A 17,609-nucleotide genomic window follows, 5' to 3' on the forward strand; every position below is an offset into this window, starting at 1 on the left:
CGACTGACCATTCGACCGACGCCACGCTGTGCCCCGAATAGTTATCTACGCCCTGTTATGAGGCAATTGCCCAGAGTGGCGGAGTTCGTCAACCGGGCGCGTCAAGGGGCGGCCCGCCGCTGACCGTACTTCCTTGTGGAGAACGGGATTTGGGGACCGGTTGTCCACAGTGCTCCACACCTCGTGGAGGGTTATCCACAGGGTGTGCGAAAGAACTGTGGACGCGGGAATCCGGAACCCGAATTCCGGGTCGAAACCCGTATCTCATCCACTTTCGAGTGCAATTGCGTCGCTCTAAGGGATTGATCGAAGGAAACGAGTGGACGAAGGGTGACCGACGTGGGGGTGGACGGCTTGGGGGCCTGTAGGGCGATTTGTCGACTGGATCACCCCGTGCTGTCGACTTGTCCCCAGGTCGAGAAGCCCACCTGTGGATAACTCCTGTGGATAACCAAGATATGGCTGTACGACAGACGTCCGGCCCGACAGGGCAGGCCGGACCGGACCGGGGCGAAGCCGGCCGGACCAGGCTGCGCCGAAGCCCTAGAAACGCCCGTCCTGGCAGCGCGCCACCCAGTCCGCCGCCGCCACGAACTCCGCGTCCGACGTCCCGGCCACCGGCCCCGGCACCTCCGCCGGCGAGACGTCCGCCCTCGGGTACGACCCCAGGAACCGCACCTCGCGGCAGATCCGCTTCAGCCCCGAGAGCGCCTCGACGACCCGGCGGTCGGTGATGTGCCCCTCGGCGTCGACGCAGAAGCAGTAGTTGCCGATACCGGCGCCGGTCGGCCGGGACTGGAGCAGCATCAGGTTGATGCCCCGGGTCGCGAACTCGCCCAGCAGATCGCGCAGCCCGCCGGGGTGGTCGTCGCGCGGCCACAGCACGACGGACGTCTTGTCGGCGCCGGTCGGCGCGGCGGGCCGGGCGGGGCGGCCGACCAGGACGAACCGGGTCTGCGCGTTCTCCGCGTCGTGGATGCCGGTCTCCAGGGCTTCCAGGCCGTACCGGGCGGCGGCGAACTCACCGGCGAACGCGGCGTCGTAGCGGCCCTCCTGGACCAGCCGGGCGGCGTCCGCGTTCGAGGCGGCCGACTCCCAGAGGGCGTCCGGGAGGTGTTTCTTCAGCCAGTTGCGGACCTGCGGCTGGGCCGCCGGGTGCGCGGAGACGGTCTTGATCTCGGCGAGCTTCGTGCCGGGCCGGACCAGCAGCGCGAAGGTGATCGACAGCAGCACCTCGCGGTAGATCATCAGCGGGGCGCCCGCGACCAGCTCGTCCAGGGTGGTGGTGATCCCGCCCTCGACGGAGTTCTCGATCGGCACGAACGCGGCCTCGGCCTCGCCGGTACGGACCGCGTCCAGCGCGGACTGCACCGACACGTACGGGATCAGCTGCCGCGTCGCCGTTTCCGGCAGCGTGCGCAGGGCGACCTCCGTGAAGGTGCCCTCAGGACCGAGATACGCATAGCTGGCTGGCATGCGCTCACCCTAATGGCCCACGGGGAGCCCGGCCCGCCCGTCTCACCCGCGCTCCCCGACCGAGTGAATCGGCGTGACCTTTCGCACGAGAGCGCCTTCACGCCGCAAAGATCCTCACCCCTCCAGCAGCCCCTGCCCCACATACCCCCCCGCCGCCGCCCCGCCCGGCACCGCGAACAGCCCGCTCGACTCGTGCCGGATGTACTGCGACAACGCGTCCCCCCGGTCCAGCTTCCGCTGCACCGTCACGAAGCCCCGCAGCGGATCCGCCTGCCAGCAGATGAACAGCAACCCGGCGTCGGGGGCCCCGTCCGCGTCGATGCCGTCATGGAAGGAGAACGGCCGCCGCAGCATCGCAGCCCCCCCGTTCTGATCCGGCCGCGAGATCCGCGCGTGCGCGTTGAGCGGCACCACCAGATCCCCCTTGGCGTCGGTCTTCTCCAGATCCATGGCCGTCGTCTCAGAGCCCCCGGTCAGCGCCGCCCCATCGGCCTTGCGCCGCCCGATGACCTGCTCCTGCGCATGCGCCGACAGCCTCTCCCAGTCGTCGAGCAGCATCCGGATCCGGCGTACGACCGCGTAGGAGCCGTCCGCCATCCAGGCGGGGTCCTCCGAGGGCGCCGAGGGGACGAAGATCCGCTGGTCGAAGTCCGGCTCGGCCGGCTTCGGATTGCGGGTCCCGTCCAGCTGGCCCATCAGATTCCGGGCCGTCATCGGATGCGCCGTCGCCCCCGGCGAGCGGTTGAAGCCGTTCATCTGCCAGCGGACCTTCGCCGCGCTCCCCGCGTCCTTCTGGATCGCGCGCAGGGCGTGGAAGGCGACGAGGGCGTCGTCGGCGCCGATCTGCACCCACAGATCGCCGTCGCTGCGGGCCTTGTCGAGCCGGTCCGAGGAGAAGCTGGGCAGCGGGTCGAGGGCGACCGGGCGCTGTTTCTCCAGACCGGTCTTGGCGAAGAAGCTGTGGCCGAACCCGAAGGTGATGGTCAGCGAGGAGGGGCCGGCGTCCCGCGCGATGTCCGTGTCGTCGTGCGGCGCCGCTTCGCCGGCCATCAGCCGCTGGGCGGTCTGCGACCAGCGGCGCATCAGGGCCACCGCCTGGGGGCGGCCCGACCCGGCCGCCAGATCGAAGGCGACGACATGGCCGCGCGCCTGGAGCCCCTGGAGGATGCCGGGCTGATGTTTCACGTGAAACGCGACCTCGCCCGAGCCCAGCGAGGTCAGCGGAGTGGCCGCCGCCGGAGCCGCGGTGTAGCCCACGGCGGCCCCGGCCGCGCCGAGCGCCAGCCCGGTCGCACCCGTCGTACCGAGCAGCGCGCGGCGGGAGAGGCCGGTCATCGCGGGCCGCTCGGTGTCGGGTGTGCGGGTCTCCGAAAGGGACTGGTCAGGCATGTTCAGCCGATCTGCGCGTTCTTGGAGACGGTCGTCTGGTCGATGTCGGAGGTCCGGACGGTGACGGCGACCTTCCATTCGCCGGCCACCGGGATCTGCACCCCGTTGGCGGCCCAGTGACCGGTGGTGATGTGGTCGGGGGTGACGGGCAGCGGCCCGATCTTCTGCGCCTCCAGCGTGAAGGCGACCTTCAGCTCGGGCACGTCGTAGGGCTGGCCGTTGGGCTTGGTGACGTACACGTGCAGCACATTGGCGCCGGTGCTCGCCGGGTCCATGTCGACGCTGACGACGCCCTTGCCGTTCGTCCCGCCGGTGTCGAAGCTCATGTCCAGCCGGAGCGCGCCGCCCGTGCCGTCGGTGGCGGTGCCGGCGGCCGCCGAGGTCGCCGCCTTCGCGTCGAGTTCGGTACGGCCCGGTTCGGTGGAGGTCAGGACGGTCGTCACGGCGAGGAGGACGACGGCCACCCCGGCCTCGGCGAGCACGGAACGCCGTAGCCCGAAGCGGTGTTCGTCGCCGTCGCGGAGCTTCTTCTGGCGGGCGGTGGCCACGGCGGCCCGCTGCCGGGCGAGCTGCGCGGCCCGCTTGCCGTCGCCCCCCTTGCCGGCGCCGGAAGCCTCGGAATCCCCGGCCCCCTTGCGCGCGGCGGCGGCCGGCTCCTTGACCTTGCCGGCGGACGCCACCGCACCCGTCGTGTCCGTCAGCTGCCGTGTCCACCGGCGGGAGATCGACGCGATCCCCACCAGCAGCGCGACCAGGCCGATCTTCACCAGCAGCAGCTGCCCGTACGTCGTCTCGGTGAACGCCGACCAGGAGCCCAGCTGGCGCCAGGACTGGTAGACGCCGGTCGCGATCAGGACGAGCACGCTTCCGAAGGCGATCCGGGAGAAGCGGCGTACGGCCGACGCCTCGACGGGGTGGTCGGCGGGGGCGCGGTAGAGGGCGGCCAGGAGGGTCGTCAGACCGCCGAGCCAGAGGGCGACGGCGAGGAGGTGGGCGATGTCGACCGGCATCGCGATGCCCGGCTGGACGCCGGTCGAGGCGTGCTCGGCGAGGGCCCAGCTGGCGGCGAGCCCGGCCGCGACGACCGTACCGCCGACCGCGAGCCCGAAGGTGAGGTCCTTCTTCTCGTCCGCGTCCCGTTTGTCGTACGCGCCGAAGAGGACGGCGATGAACAGCGCGGCGGCGGCCAGGAGCAGGAGGCGGGAGACGAGGGCGGCGCCCGCCTTGGTCTGGAGGACCTGGCCGAGCAGCTCCAGGTCGAAGACGTCGGCGGCCTTCCCGGAGGTCGTGTAGGAGCCGCGCAGCAGCAGGAGGAAGAGCGTCGAGGCGGTCAGCGTGAGCCAGCCGCCGACGACGAGCCGCTGCACCGCCCGCACCGAACTCCCGCGCGGCCAGCAGGCCAGCACGAAGGCGGCCCCGCCGATCAGCACGATGAACCCGGCGTACGACAGATACCGCCCGGCGTCGTACAGCACCCCGACGACCCCGCCGCCGGCCGCCTGCACGCTCGACGGGACGCTGGTCTTCGAGGGCGCCCCGATGGAGAAGGTGTAGGCGCCGGCGACGGGATGGCTGTCCTCGGAGACGACCTGGTAGGTCACCGTGTACGTGCCGTCGGGCAGCCCGCTGTGCAGCTGCACGGCGTACGACGTGCCGCTGGTGTTGGCGGGCTTTCCGGTGTCGACGCGGGCGCCCTTGGGGTCGAGGACGCGTACGGAGTCGGCGTTGGTGGCGATCTTCTCGGAGAAGGTGAGCGTCACCTGGGTGGGCGCCTTGTCGACCACCACCCCCTGCGCGGGGTCGCTGCCGGTGAGCGCGGCGTGCGCGGACGCCGGTCCGGCCCCGGCGAGCAGCGCGCCGGCCGCGGCCAGGATCAGCAGCACCCACGTCCGCAGCCGTAGCCGGAAGACGCCGGGGGCGGCGGTCGAAGTCATGGCGGGTCCCTCCCTCAGTGCGCGGTCTTCGGTACGTACGTGGCCGATTCCACCGGGATCTCGGTCCGGACGGCCCCTGATTCGGCAAAGTGCAGCGTGACGGTCACTTTCTCGCCCTGTCTCGGCCTGCGCGTCAGCTGGTCGAACATCAGATGGCTCCCGCCGCTTCTCAGCACCAGCTCGCCGTGCGCCGGTACGACGAGGGCGGCGGCCTCGGTCATCGTCCCGCCGCTGGTCTCGTGCACGGAGACCGGCCCGAGGTCGCTGGTGACCGACTTCAGCTCGTCCTTCGCGGCGCCCTTGTTGCTGACGGTCAGGAAGCCGGCCGCCATGTCGGAGACGGGCTGGGGCATGTAGGCGGCGCCGACGGAGAGTTCGGGCGCGGAGCCGGAGGAGCCGCAGGCGGTGAGCGCCAGCAGCGATCCCGCGAGGACCGGGGCGAGCCGCTTCACGGCTTGGCCCCCTGGATCAGCTTCGGCAGGTCCTTGATGTACGTGTCGACGGTCGCGTCCTCGGTGTAGAGGACGTACCCGCCGTTGGTCTTCGGCGAGAACGCGACGACCTGCGTGCCGTGGGTCGAGACCATCTTGCCGTTCTTGTCCTTGTGCGGCGCCTCGATGGTGATGCCGAGGGTGCGGGCGCCGGCCTGGATGGCCGCGAAATCGCCGGTGAGGCCGACGACCTGCGGATCGATGCCCTTGAGCCAGGACGCCAGCGCGGCCGGGGTGTCGCGGTCGGGGTCGGTCGTCACGAAGACGACCCGCAGCTCGTCCTGTTCCGCCTTGGGCAGCTTGGACTTGGCGACCGCGATGTTGTTCATGGTCAGCGGGCAGACGTCGGGGCAGTGCGTGTAGCCGAAGTACAGCAGCGTCGGCCTGCCCTTGGTCTCGGCCGCGAGGTCGTACTTCTTGCCGGCGGTGTCGGTGAGGACCAGGTCCGGCTTGGTGAAGGGCTGGTCGAGGACGATCGCCGCCTGGCCGCCGGTGTTCCCGCCGTCCTCGGAGACCGAGGCGACCGAGGTGGCGCTGTCGCTGCTGCCGCACGCGGAGAGGGTGAGGAGGGCGGCGGCGAGGAGGGCGGCCGTGGCGTACGTCTTCTTGCGCGGCGAGAGGGTGGGGCGCGCGAAGTGCTTGGAGTGCATGGAGAAATGTCCCAGATTTCCGGAGGGGGGCGCGCACCGGGAGACCCCGGCGCGCGCCCATGGGTCGGTCAGGCTTCGGTACCGGTCCGGCGCCGCCCGGCGAGCACGCCGTACGCGACCCCGGCCGCGCCCACGACGATGCCTACGACGCCGAGGACGCGGGCGGTGGTGTCGGTGCCGGAGCCGTCGGACGCGGCTTCAGAGGTGGAGGTCTTCGCGGCGGCGGCCTCGGCCGTGTCGCCCGTACCGCTGTCGTGGCCGTGGGCGGAGTCGCCCGACGCGGCGCTCAGGGTGAGGACTGGGGCCGGGTTCTCCGGCTCCTCGGCGCCGGCGGCCTGGACCTCGATCCAGCGCACGACCTCGTTGTTCGAGTAGGTCTGGAGGGCCTTGAAGGTGAGGCTGTCGGCGTCCTCGGGCAGCGCGCCGACCGACACCGGGAACTGCTGGATGTAGCCGGGCTCGATGCCCTTGCCGGTCGCGGTCCAGGTGACCTTGGAGACGGCCTCGGTGATCTGCTTGCCGTGCACGCTCAGCGGCTTGGCCAGCTTCGTCTTGACGACGGCGGCGGTCCAGCCGTCGAGCTGCTGGGGCATGACGGAGGCGAGCGGGTGGTCGGCGGGGAAGGTGACCTCCAGCTTGGTCGTCGAGGCGTCGTCGCGCTCGTTCGGGACGCGGAAGTCGACGACGGCGTAACCGCCCTTGGCCGCCGTGCCCTCCGCGACGACGGAGACGTGCGCGAAGGCGGGCGAGGACAGCGCGAGGACGGCCGGGCCGGCGAGGACGCAGGCGGCGAGGAGACGGCGGGACTTCATGGCACTCCACGGTGAGTGAGGCGGAAAACGGGAGGGGGCGCCGCACGACGGCGGCCTCCTCCCGGTCCGAGCGGCCGGAGAGAGGTCCGGTCCCGGGGAGTCGTCGCGGTCGTGTCAGGCGGCGAGGGCGAACACGCGGGCGGGCGGCCCGCGCCGCACGAGCGTGTGCTGGAGGGCCGTGTGCCGCAGGGCGGGGGGCGCGAGATGGTCGGCGCGGGGGGCGCGCGGGCCGTGGCCCGGAGTGTGCGGCAGCCCCGCGAGCAGCGCGCGGACGAGGACGAGCGCCCCGCGCAGGGAGCGTACGAGCGCCCCTTCGGTGACCCCGTGCGCCGACAGTTCGGCCAGCCTGCGCAGCGCCAGGTCCCCGTGCCGCAGCAGCCAGCCGGCGGCGACGGCCGCGAGGAGGTGGGCGAGCAGCATGGGGAGGGAGGGGAGGAGGCCCGCGGGTTCCGCGGCGGCGGCCGGGGGCGTCGTCGCGTGGCCGGCGACGGTGTCGTACACCCGCGCGTCGACCAGGAGTTGGTAGGCGTGCGCCGGGCTGAGGGCGGCGACGGCGCTGCCGCAGACCAGGCGGGCGGCGTGGGCGACGAGTTCGGCGTCGGTGAGGGAGGCGGTGTGGAGCGAGGCGCCGCTGAGGGAGGGGGCGTTCAGGGAAGCCCCATTGAGAGAAGCGGTCGGCATGATCATGCCGTCGGCCATGACGCGGCCCGCTCCCGAGCCGTGCTGGCCCAGCCCGAACACCGCGTGCAGCGCGGTCTGTCCGAGGGCCAGCGGCGCGGCGATCCCCGGCAGCGAGCGTTCGCGTCCGGCGAGCGGGAGGGCGACCGCCAGGGCGCCCAGGAAGCCGGCGCCGAGCGCCCACAGGGGGACGGTCGCACAGGAGGCCAGGGCGTGTCCGGCCGCGGCCAGCACGGCACAGACCGCGGCGAACACCGCGGCCCGCAGCAGCCTCAGGCCGTGGCCGCGCGGTGCGGCGGGCCGGTGGGGGACAGTCATGGCGGGCTCATCATCGCACTGGCGCCACCGGAGTCCCACGGCAGGGCGGGGCTGGGAGCGGGGCCAGAGACGCCGGAAGATCAGCATCTGATACGACTGGTGTCGGTGCGGTCCACATACACCCGATACGCACCCCCGCGCATCCACCATATGGGCGGGATCACGCAGAATTCACGCTTACACCGCCCCCATGGCGGCAATAGGTATCGGTATGTCGAGCCGCGGCCAGGAGGCTGGAAGATGAGCATCTGGTGGTCACTGCATCTGCGGCGCGAGGCCGCGAGCGTGCCGCTCGCCCGGCGGCTGCTGCTCGGCACGATGGAGACGGCGGGCGTCGACCCGGACGTCTGTTACGACCTCTCGGTCGCCCTCAGCGAGGCCTGCGCCAACGCCGTCGAGCACGGCGGCGATCGGACGGCGGACCCGGAGGGCCCCAGGCGTTCGGACGGCTACCGGGTGACGGCGTACCTGGACGGCGAGAAGTGCCGTATCGAGGTGGCCGACTCGGGCCCCGGTTTCGCCGCCCCGGACCCGCCCAGAGAAAGAGCCGTCAAGCGCGCCCTCTCCGGACCCGACGCCGAGCACGGCCGGGGCCTGCACCTCATCCAGCAGCTCGCGGACCACGTCCACATCGGCAACAAGCCGGGCCGGGCCGGGGCGGTCGTCAGCTTCGACAAGATCCTGAAGTGGCGCGAGGACGCGCCGCTGGTGGCGGTCTGAACCCAAGAGGATGAACTCCCCTCCCGCCGACGGAAGTTCAGCATCCACAGCACTCACAGGCTGCTCCCAGCCCAGCCCCAACCACTTCATTGCCCGCGCTTTTAATTTCCTTTGCATGACGGGAAACCACAAACAGAAGATCACCCGCCGCCGCGCCCTCGTGGTCGGCGGCGGCACGGCCGCGGCGGGCGGCCTGGCGCTGGCGGGCTACCAGTCGGCGTTCGCGGACACGACCGACACGACGGACACCGAAGCGACCGCGGCCTCCGCGAGCAGCACCGCCGCCTGCATGACCCTGATGACCAGCGTCACCGAGGGCCCCTACTACCTGGACGGCGCCCTCGTCCGCAAGAACATCACCGAGGGCAAGAGCGGCGTCCCGCTCACCCTGCGCCTCACGGTCGTCGACGCCACCGACGGCTGCACCCCGGTCAAGGGCGCGGCCGTCGAGATCTGGCACTGCGACGCCTGGGGCTACTACTCGGGTTATACGACCGCCAACCCCGGCGGTTCGGCCCCCGCCGAGAGCGAGGACGGCTCGACCGCGAACGACCAGACCTACCTGCGCGGCTACCAGATAGCCAACGCCAACGGGGTCGTGAAGTTCGAGACGATCTTCCCCGGCTGGTACACCCCGCGCACCTGCCACATCCACGTCCGCGTCCACACCGGCGGCGCCAAGGCGGACGGCACCTACGAGGGCGGCAAGGTCAACTACACCGGCCAGCTCTTCTTCGACGACACGACCGCCGAGCAGATCTTCACCCTGGAGCCCTACTCCAAGCACTCCGGCAGCTACACGAAGCTCGCCAGCGACATGGTCTACGACGGCGGCGGCGCCGCGAGCGGCCTGCTGACCCTGGAGCCCGTCCACAAGAAGGACCCGTCGAAGGGGTACAAGGGCTTCCTGAGCCTGGCGGTCGACTCGGACGCGGAGAGCACGGGGGCGGGCAGCGGCGGAGGCGGCGGCGAGGGGGGAACCCCGCCCACGGGCACCCCGCCCTCCGACGCCCCTTCCTCCTCGGCCTCAGCGGCGTCGTAGGCACGACGATGACGAGCCGTGAGGACGAGGCGCTGGCGCGGGCCGCCGTGTCCGCGCTGACCGGACAGTTGGCTTTGGCCCCCAAGCCGGGCCTGCCGGGACCGGCCCACCGCACCCACCCGGACCTGCGCTGGTCGGCGAAGGCCCTGACCCCCGGCCTCACGGCCATGGCGGCGGCGGCCCGCCGCACCGGCGAACCCACCCTCCGCCTGCGGGCGGAGCTGGGCTCGATCGGCCGCTGCACGGAACACTCCGTGGGCCTGGCGGGCGGCGGTCACCGGGGCGCGCTGTGGACCCTGGGCCTGCTGGTGGCGGCGGCCGCTCTGGACCCGGCGGCACGAGGTGAGTCGATCCCGGCGGCGGCGAAACGCATAGCGGCCCACCCCGACAAGTCGGCCCCCCGCCGCCCGTCGAGGGGTTCGACCGTCTCGGCGAAATACGGCGCGGCCGGCGCGAGGGGCGAGGCGAAGGCGGGCTTCCCGCACGTCCGCCGCGCACTGAAGGTCCTGTCGACGACGAGATCGACGGGAGCCTCGGAGGAGGAGGCCCGCCTGGACGCCCTCCTGACCGTGATGTCAACTCTCCAGGACACAGAACTCCTGCACACGGCGGGCCCGTTGGGGCTACGGCATGTACAGGCGGGGGCGAGGGGTGTGCTGGAGGCTGGGGGGACGGGGACGGAGGGGGGAAGGCGGGCGCTGGGAGAATTCGGCGCGGACCTCAGCGAGCGGGGCTGGAGCCCGAGGGGGAGCGCGGGGTTGCTGGCGGGAGCGCTGTTCGTGGACGGATTGCCGCTGACGCCCTAGAAGCGGGGGCAACTCTTAACGAGGGGCAGCGAAGGATAGGCGGCGAAGCCGCCTACTAAGGGGCGCGGGGCTGTATCTATTTGCGGCTCCGCCGCGTTGGGGGTGCCCCCTGCTCGAAGAGCTTGGGGGAGCGACCAGCCACAACGCACCCGCACCCCGCAACGATGGCCGGACCCCCCTCAGGAGCCCGGCCATCAACTCACCTACCCGCAAACGAACTCAGCCCTTAAGCGAAGCCATCCACGCCTCAACCGCCCCCGACTCCCGAGGCAGCCCCGAAGACAGATTCCGGTTCCCCTCAGCGGTCACGAGAATGTCGTCCTCGATCCGCACCCCCACCCCCCGATACTCCTCAGGCACCGTCAGATCATCAGCCTGGAAGTACAACCCGGGCTCGACGGTCAGCACCATCCCCGCCTCAAGAGTCCCGTCCACATAGGACTCCACCCGAGCGGCGGCACAGTCATGGACGTCGAGCCCGAGCATGTGCCCGGTCCCATGCAGAGTCCACCGCCGCTGAAGCCCGAGCTCCAGCACCCGCTCCACCGGCCCCTCGACCAGCCCCCACTCCACCAGCCGCTCGGTCAGCACCCGCTGAGCCGCGTCATGGAAGTCCCGGTACTTCGCACCGGGCCGCACGGCGGCGATCCCGGCCTCCTGGGCGTCGTACACGGCGTCGTACACCCGCCGCTGCACCTCGGTGAACCGCCCGTCGACGGGCAGCGTCCGGGTCACGTCGGCGGTGTAGTACGTGTGCGTCTCGACGCCGGCGTCGAGGAGCAGCAGATCACCGGCGCGCACGGGACCGTCGTTGCGCACCCAGTGCAGCGTGCACGCGTGGGCGCCGGCGGCGGCGATGGTGCCGTAGCCGACGTCGTTGCCCTCGACCCGCGCGCGCAGGAAGAACGTGCCTTCGATGTAGCGCTCGGAGGTCGCCTGGGCCTTGTCGAGGACGCGGACGACGTCCTCGAAGCCGCGGACGGTGGAGTCGACGGCCTTCTGGAGCTCGCCGATCTCGAACTCGTCCTTGACCAGCCGGGCCTCGGAGAGGAAGACGCGCAGTTCCTCGTCTCGCTCGGCGGTGACCTTGTCGGTGAGGGCGGCCTGGACACCCGCGTCGTGACCGCGCACGACGCGGACGGGGCCGGTGGCCTCGCGCAGCGCGTCGGCCAGCTTGCGGACGTCGCCGACGGGGACCCCGTACAGCTTCTCCGCCTCGGTGAGGGAGTGGCGGCGGCCCACCCACAGCTCGCCCTGGCCGGAGAGCCAGAACTCGCCGTTCTCACGGTCGGAGCGGGGCAGCAGGTAGAGGGTCGCGGTGTGGCCGCCGGCCGCGGCGGGCTCCAGGACGAGGACGCCGTCCTCCGTCTGGTTGCCGGTGAGGTACGTGTACTCGACGGACGCGCGGAACGGGTACTCCGTGTCGTTCGAGCGGACCTTGAGATGGCCGGCCGGGATCACCAGGCGCTCGCCGGGGAAGCGGGCCGACAGGGCGGCGCGGCGGGCGGCCGTCTCGGCGGCCTGCGGGATGGGGACGAGGTCGCGCAGCTCGGTGTCGGCCCAGCCGGACCTCATGCTCTCGGCCAGCTCGTCGGAGACGCCCGGGTACAGGCCGTTCTTCCGCTGCTTGACCGGCTCCTCGGACTCCGTCTCCGGGGTCGCCGGATCGAGTTCTTCGGCCACGGTATTCCTCCTCCTCAGGGCACGGAACCGGTCCATCGTACGGTCGTATGAAGCAACGTCCGGGGGCCCGCGAAAGTGCCCGGCGGAAGCTTCTGCCGAGCGGCCGCCCAAGTGGCCCCGCCCGTACGCCAGTTACGACACCGATCCGGCGCCTTTTGTCCGCGGCCGGCGCCCGCTACTCGAACCGCGCCGCCAGCAGCACCACGTCCTCCGCGCCCCGCGCCCCCTCCGGCACCACCGCCCGCAGCACATGGTCCGCGACCGCCCCCGCGTCCCCCCGCACCGCCTTCGGCACCCCCGCCGCCGCGCTGTGCAGCCGGCTGAACGCCTGGTCGATGGGGACGCCGGTGCGCCGCAGCAGTCCGTCGGTGTAGAGCAGAACCGTCTCTCCGGGCTCGGCCTCCAGCTCGACGCTGGGCGCCTCCCAGCAGGCCAGCATGCCGAGCGGGGCGGAGACGGAGGTCTCGATGTACTCGGTGCGCCGCTCGCCGACCAGCAGCGGCGGACAGTGCCCGGCCCCGGCGAGGGTCAGCTTGCGCAGCGCCGGCTCGCAGTACGCGAACAGCGCGGTCGCCGAGCGGGCGGGTTCGGTGAGCCGCAGCAGCAGCTCCAGGTCGGACAGGACGGCGACGGGGTCCTCGCCCTCCATGACGGCGTACGCGCGAAGGGAGGCCCGCAGCCGGCCCATCGCCGCGACCGCGCTCGGCCCCGACCCGGTCACCGAACCGACGGCGAGCCCGAGCGCCGCGTCCGGCAGCGGCAGCGCGTCGTACCAGTCACCGCCGCCGCGCGGCCCGCTGCGGTGGCGTACGGCGAGCTGCATGCCGGGGACCCGGGGCAGCCGCGACGGCAGGAGTTCCTCGGTGATCGTCGCCATCCGCGCGCGGGTGTCCTCGACCTCCAGGAGGCGCGCGAGGTGCTCGGCGGCGAACCGTGCGTAAAGGCGCACCAGGTGGCGGCGGCGCTCGTCGGGCTCGGCGGGTTCGTCGTACAGCCAGACGACGGCCCCGAGCGCCGGGCCCTCGTGCGCGGCGAGGCGGACGCCGTAGCCCGCCGCGTAGCCGAGGCGGGCGGCCACCTCGCGGTGGCGGGGGTCGAGGTCCTGCTCGGCGCGGAGGTCGGCCTGGACGAGTTCGGGTTCGGGGCCGTCCAGGAGGCGGCCGTGGGGCTGGGCCGCGCGCGGGACGGTCTCCAGGTGGCCGAGGTCCGCGCGGTCGAGGCCGAAACCGGTGGTCCGGGCCGGTCTCTCGCCGCCGGCGGGCTCCAGGGCGACGAGGCCGCGGCGGGCGCCGGTCAGGGCGGCTCCGGCGCGCAGCAGCTCGTCGAGGGCTTCGGCCAGGGTGCCCGTGCGGGAGAGGCGTTCGGTGAGTTCGTGCAGGGTCGTGAGGTCCGAGACCCAGCCCGCGAGCCGGTCCTGGAGCAGGGCGCCGGGGTCCGGGGGGCCGGTGGGGGCGGGGACGGCGACGCTGCCCGGGGCGGCCGCGAGCGGCGCCACAGTCTGTGCGGGCGAGGGGACCGGCGTATTGATTCCGGCCACTTTCGGCGGGTGAGGGGCGCTCATGGCGTCCGGCCCCCGGGCCGGTGCGTTCTGCTCAAAAGCATCGCAAACCCCCATGTCATTCTGCTCGTGCCGGGCCGCGGCAGTGTCTCCACATGTACACGCACTCGTGTTGAGATGTCCAGCATTGTCCTGCTGGGATTCCCGGTGTCCATGCGTGTGAAGTGAGTGTTCTCGGAAAAAGCAAAATTGGCTTAAAACCGCCTCGGGCGACGGGGTATTGAGGTCGACTGGGCTTGCTCCACAGAGCGTCACAACGGTCGTGCTGGGTACGTACTCGGTAGGAACCAGGGCCGGCGATCGGACCGGCCGGAACCTGGGGACCGAACCGGGCGTCATAGCCAGCGACGGCCGGACCCCATCCTCCCGTGGCGGAGGCGGAGAGAAATACGCGGGACGGCAAAACGCCAGACTTCGCCACCCCCCGCCGCGCCCATGCTCGTGAACGAAGCACGCCGGGGTTCCCCCTGTTCTCCACAGGGGTGTGACGCGCCAAAAAGTACGCGCAGTGATGTGATCGACACATGGTGTGATGTGGTCCACGGTGTTGCCAGCGGTGCAACGGAAAGGAACGAGCGCTCATGCGCGAGATCCTCGGAAAGCGACGCGGGCTCCTGTCCCAGCACGGTGACGGGGGGTCTGACGCGATCGGCGCGGCCCTGACCTACGCGGCCCGGTGGCAGTGGCCTGTCCTCCCGGGCGCGGCGGCCGACCCGGAGAGCCGGTCGCGGTGCAGCTGCCCGGACCCGGAGTGCACGGTCCCCGGCGCCCACCCCTTCGACCCCGGCCTCCTCGCGGCCACCGCCGACGCGCGCATGGTGCGCTGGTGGTGGACGAACCGCCCGGCGGCCCCCGTCGTCCTCGCGACCGGCGGCGCCGCCCCCTGCGCGGTCTCCCTGCCCGCCGCCCCGGCCGCGCAGGCCCTGGCCGCGCTCGACCGCTCCGGGATGCGCCTCGGCCCGGTCGTCGCGACCGCCGAGCGCTGGGCGATCCTGGTCCGCCCCTACTCGATGGAACAGCTCGGCGAGCTGCTGTACGCCAAGGACTTCGTCCCCGGCTCGCTGCGCTTCCACGGCGAGGGCGGCTACCTCGCCCTCCCCTGCGGCGACGACGCCGTCCGCTGGGAGCGCGCCCCGCTGCCCGGCTCGGCCTCCCCCTGGGTGCCCGACGTGGAGGCCGTGGTCGACGCGGTCGTCGACGCCCTCACTCGTACGGGTGTGAGCGCCCCCGAGTTGTAGGGCCGCCCGGCGCGGAGGGGACGGCACGCGCCCGCGTGCTCGTTATCTTCCCGCTATGAACCTTCGCCTCCTCGCCCTCGGCGCGACCGCCTTGTGCGCCGTCGCGCTCCCCTTGACCCTCGCGTCGGCGGGCCAGGTGGGCGAGGCAGGTTCCCCTTCCGGCGCCCCGTCCCCGGCAGCCGCCGCCCCGGCCGCGAGCCGTCCCGCGTACGACGACCCCAAACCCGTCGGCGCTCTGTCCGAAACCCCTCGCCTGCTGGGCCTCGGGCTCGCGACGGCCGCCCGCTGCGGTCCCGAACTCGCCGCTCCCGAGGGCGTGGAGGCGCAGACGTGCGTCCTGACGCAGGGCGAGGACACCTGGGCGCGGACCTACTACCGCAACGCCACCGGGGACGCGCTGGAGGCGGTGCTGAGCCTCATGGGGCCGGCGGGGCGGACCGTCCAGCTGCGCTGCGCCGTCGGGGTCCAGGACGAGCCGTCCAGCTGCGAGACGCCTCGGGAGCGGACGCGGGGGGAGCTGGATGCCTATACGGCGGTGGCGGAGTTCGCGCGGGGTGGCGGGGAGGGGGCGTTGTTGCTGCGGGCGGGGAGCAACTCGGGGGTTTAGGCGGGGAGTTGGGCGGGGGCTGGGCGGGTTTTCGCGTGGGTGGACGCGGTGCTTCCGCAAAGGGTTCCCGGAAGAGGCGGCGGCCGGCGGCGGCTGGGATGCGGCCGGGCCTCGGGATCGGGCTCCGCGCGGGCCTCGGGCCGGGCATGAGAAGACCCGGTTGCTGGCGACGGGGGATGCACCAGCAACCGGGCTACTGAGACGGTAACAAGAGATCGGCTCCAAGCAAATTCGATCTCGCGTTTTCATCGGCTTTCCGGACAACCCCTGAGCGGGGGTTTCAACCGCTCACCAGCCTTGTGGCGGGCGGGAGTTGTGAGCGGAGTCACCTGTCGGGGCGGGGGGTTCGGAGCTGACGGGTGGTCACCTCGGCCCCCCGTCCCCGCACCTCAGTTGAGCGTGACCTGCCGGTTGGTGAGGCCGCCGCGCGCGCGGCGTTCGTCGGCGGTGAGCGGGGTCTCGGTGGCCAGGGCGGCGGCGAGGCGCTCGGCGAACTCGGCGGCCGGCTTCTCCACGTCGTCGGCGGTCGTCTCGACGGGCAGGTCCCACACCGGGGCGACGAGGCCGTGCGCCCGGAAGGAGCCGACCAGGCGGGTGCCCTCGCCGAGGCCCGAGGTGCCGGCCGCGTGCAGCCGCGCGAGGGCGTCCAGAAGCCGCTCCTCCGGGTGCGGCATGACCCACCGCAGGTGGTTCTTCTCCGGGGTCGAGCACCAGTACGCGCTGTCCACCCCGGCGAGCTTCACGGTCGGGATCGCCGCCTCGTTGGCCCGCTCCAGGGACGCGCCCACCTCCGCGCTCGCGTTGCCCGCGTCCGGCACCCAGAAGTCGAAGCCGGTGTGCACAACTGGCTCGAACACGCCTTCGGGATCGAGCAGATCCTGGAGGCGCGGCCCGTCGACCGGCGCCCTGCGCCCCATCACCGGGGTGCCCGGCTCGGCGGTCAGCGCCCGCTGGAGCACGTCGGCCAGATCCCGGCTGATGTCCCCGGACGCCGTGTCGTTCTGCAACGCCAGCAGCACCGAGCCGTCGTCACGGCGCAGCGCGGGCCAGGCCATGGGCAGGACGGTGGCGAGCGTGACGGACGGCACCCCGTCGGGGAGCCCGTTCTTGAGGGTGAGCGCCGCGGTGGCGGCGGGCACGAGTTCGCGCAGCGCGACCCAGTCGCACTCGCCGGGCAGCCCCTCGAAGGGCCGCTGCACGAGCTCGACGGCCGACTGGGCGGCGCCCCGCCCGTGACAGGCCTTGTACCGCCGCCCGCTGCCGCACGGGCAGGCCTCCCGAGCCCCGACGACCGGCACCTCCCCGTCCGTCAGCGGCGGCCTCTGTGCCTTCGTCTGGGGTCGCTTCTTGGCCATCAGGGTGTCTCCCGGGTACCGGCTCGTCTGGTTCTGGCGGGAGCCTAGCCGCTCGGGAGGCGGGGGCAGACAGCCTGTGGACGGGCGCCCGCCTGTGGAAAACTCCGGACCCCTTGAGGGGGACAGGGCCGTACGGGCTTCACCTCAGGGGGGCGTCATTCCCCGAAAGAGTCCTCGTACGCGTCTTCGAAGCCCAGCTCCGACAGCGTCGAGACCGACGGCGCCGCGACCCTGGCGAAGTCCTCGCGGCGGCAGCGGGCGTCGGGGTCGTGGACGTCCTCGTGGACGACCACCCACACGGTCACCTCGCCGTGGGCGTCGTCGCGGACCCCCCAGTCGTCGGCGAGCGCGGTGATGATGTTCAGGCCCCGGCCGCCGTGCGCGGTCACGGAGGGTGTCGCCGGCGCCGGACGGGTCGGCCCGCCCCCGTCGGTGACCTCCACGACCAGCCGCCCGCGCGGCTCGACCCGCCAGGCGGCCCGTACGTCGCCCTCCCCGGCCGGCCGGTCGCCCAGCGGACGCCCGTGCTTGCAGGCGTTGCTGAGCAGTTCGGAGAGGATCAGCACGGCGTCGTCGATGACCGGTTCCGCCACCCCGCCGCCGCGCAGCTGATCCCGCATCCGGTGTCTCGCCTCGCCCACGCCCGACAGACCATGGGCCACGGCCATGCTCGCCGACGTGGGCACCTCCTGTGCGACCACCAACGCCACCCCCGAGACCTCCTTCGCCCACGCCACGGAGTGGATGCCCCCCTGGCCTGTACCGGAAACCGGCCGATCCGCGGCCGCCGACGCACTCGTCCCACCTGAACACGGGATGAACGCGCCGGTGCACTCCCTGGAGACGTTACGG

At 72.5% G+C, this 17,609-nt stretch carries 15 protein-coding genes and 1 pseudogene; 5 read left to right on the forward strand and 11 right to left on the reverse strand.

Going from position 1 to position 17,609, the window contains the following annotated elements; translation table 11 throughout:
• Positions 1–543 precede the first annotated feature (543 nt).
• From pheA to ACYUD3_RS07900, 7 genes are all read right to left on the reverse strand, one after another.
• Positions 544–1,476, reverse strand: coding sequence for a prephenate dehydratase (gene pheA, locus ACYUD3_RS07870; RefSeq protein ID WP_470965794.1), 933 nt, complete (start codon positions 1,474–1,476; stop codon positions 544–546).
• 114 nt (positions 1,477–1,590) lie between these two features.
• The gene (efeB, locus tag ACYUD3_RS07875) at positions 1,591–2,865 is read right to left on the reverse strand and encodes an iron uptake transporter deferrochelatase/peroxidase subunit (RefSeq protein WP_470965797.1); all 1,275 of its coding nucleotides are present in this window, start codon (positions 2,863–2,865) and stop codon (positions 1,591–1,593) included.
• Between the two features lie 2 nt (positions 2,866–2,867).
• Positions 2,868–4,799 (reverse strand): copper resistance CopC/CopD family protein, encoded by a 1,932-nt coding sequence (locus ACYUD3_RS07880; protein WP_470965800.1) that lies wholly within the window; start codon positions 4,797–4,799, stop codon positions 2,868–2,870.
• A gap of 14 nt (positions 4,800–4,813) precedes the next feature.
• The gene (locus tag ACYUD3_RS07885; RefSeq protein WP_470965803.1) at positions 4,814–5,251 is read right to left on the reverse strand and encodes a copper chaperone PCu(A)C; all 438 of its coding nucleotides are present in this window, start codon (positions 5,249–5,251) and stop codon (positions 4,814–4,816) included.
• Complete coding sequence (locus tag ACYUD3_RS07890) at positions 5,248–5,940, reverse strand: SCO family protein (RefSeq protein WP_470965806.1); 693 nt, start codon at positions 5,938–5,940, stop codon at positions 5,248–5,250. Before ACYUD3_RS07890 ends, ACYUD3_RS07885 begins: the two co-directional genes overlap by 4 nt.
• 68 nt (positions 5,941–6,008) lie before the next feature.
• On the reverse strand, positions 6,009–6,752 hold the full coding sequence (locus tag ACYUD3_RS07895) for a YcnI family copper-binding membrane protein (RefSeq protein WP_470965808.1): 744 nt from the start codon (positions 6,750–6,752) through the stop codon (positions 6,009–6,011).
• Positions 6,753–6,866: 114 nt separating this feature from the next.
• Complete coding sequence (locus ACYUD3_RS07900; protein WP_470965811.1) at positions 6,867–7,748, reverse strand: hypothetical protein; 882 nt, start codon at positions 7,746–7,748, stop codon at positions 6,867–6,869.
• Positions 7,749–7,988: 240 nt separating this feature from the next.
• On the opposite strand from ACYUD3_RS07900, the gene ACYUD3_RS07905 reads away from it, so the two are divergent.
• The 3 genes from ACYUD3_RS07905 to ACYUD3_RS07915 all read left to right on the forward strand — a co-directional run bounded on the left by ACYUD3_RS07905 (position 7,989) and on the right by ACYUD3_RS07915 (position 10,316).
• A complete protein-coding gene (locus ACYUD3_RS07905; protein WP_470965814.1) occupies positions 7,989–8,468 on the forward strand; it encodes an ATP-binding protein in 480 nt (159 codons plus the stop codon).
• A 115-nt stretch (positions 8,469–8,583) separates the two neighbouring features.
• On the forward strand, positions 8,584–9,510 hold the full coding sequence (locus ACYUD3_RS07910; RefSeq protein WP_470965816.1) for an intradiol ring-cleavage dioxygenase: 927 nt from the start codon (positions 8,584–8,586) through the stop codon (positions 9,508–9,510).
• 8 nt (positions 9,511–9,518) lie between these two features.
• Positions 9,519–10,316 carry a triphosphoribosyl-dephospho-CoA synthase gene (locus ACYUD3_RS07915; protein ID WP_470965819.1) on the forward strand — a complete coding sequence of 266 codons (798 nt, stop codon included), beginning with the start codon at positions 9,519–9,521 and terminating at the stop codon, positions 10,314–10,316.
• 219 nt (positions 10,317–10,535) lie between these two features.
• On the opposite strand, the gene ACYUD3_RS07920 is transcribed toward ACYUD3_RS07915, so the two are convergent.
• On the reverse strand, positions 10,536–12,035 hold the full coding sequence (locus tag ACYUD3_RS07920; RefSeq protein WP_470965822.1) for an aminopeptidase P family protein: 1,500 nt from the start codon (positions 12,033–12,035) through the stop codon (positions 10,536–10,538).
• 139 nt (positions 12,036–12,174) lie between these two features.
• On the reverse strand, positions 12,175–13,614 hold the full coding sequence (locus ACYUD3_RS07925; RefSeq protein ID WP_470965825.1) for a PP2C family protein-serine/threonine phosphatase: 1,440 nt from the start codon (positions 13,612–13,614) through the stop codon (positions 12,175–12,177).
• Between the two features lie 524 nt (positions 13,615–14,138).
• On the opposite strand from ACYUD3_RS07925, the gene ACYUD3_RS07930 reads away from it, so the two are divergent.
• Positions 14,139–14,795 carry a bifunctional DNA primase/polymerase gene (locus ACYUD3_RS07930; RefSeq protein ID WP_470965828.1) on the forward strand — a complete coding sequence of 219 codons (657 nt, stop codon included), beginning with the start codon at positions 14,139–14,141 and terminating at the stop codon, positions 14,793–14,795.
• 55 nt (positions 14,796–14,850) lie between these two features.
• Complete coding sequence (locus ACYUD3_RS07935; RefSeq protein ID WP_470965830.1) at positions 14,851–15,402, forward strand: hypothetical protein; 552 nt, start codon at positions 14,851–14,853, stop codon at positions 15,400–15,402.
• Positions 15,403–15,791: 389 nt separating this feature from the next.
• Here the strand turns inward: ACYUD3_RS07935 and ACYUD3_RS07940 are convergent, their stop codons facing one another.
• Entirely contained in the window at positions 15,792–16,757 is a 966-nt protein-coding gene (locus ACYUD3_RS07940; protein WP_470965833.1) for a DUF5926 family protein, read from the reverse strand.
• A gap of 155 nt (positions 16,758–16,912) precedes the next feature.
• A pseudogene (locus ACYUD3_RS07945) lies at positions 16,913–17,553 on the reverse strand (ATP-binding protein).
• Between the last annotated feature and the right edge of the window lie 56 nt (positions 17,554–17,609).

Source organism: Streptomyces sp. AMJ-169 (assembly GCF_055597585.1).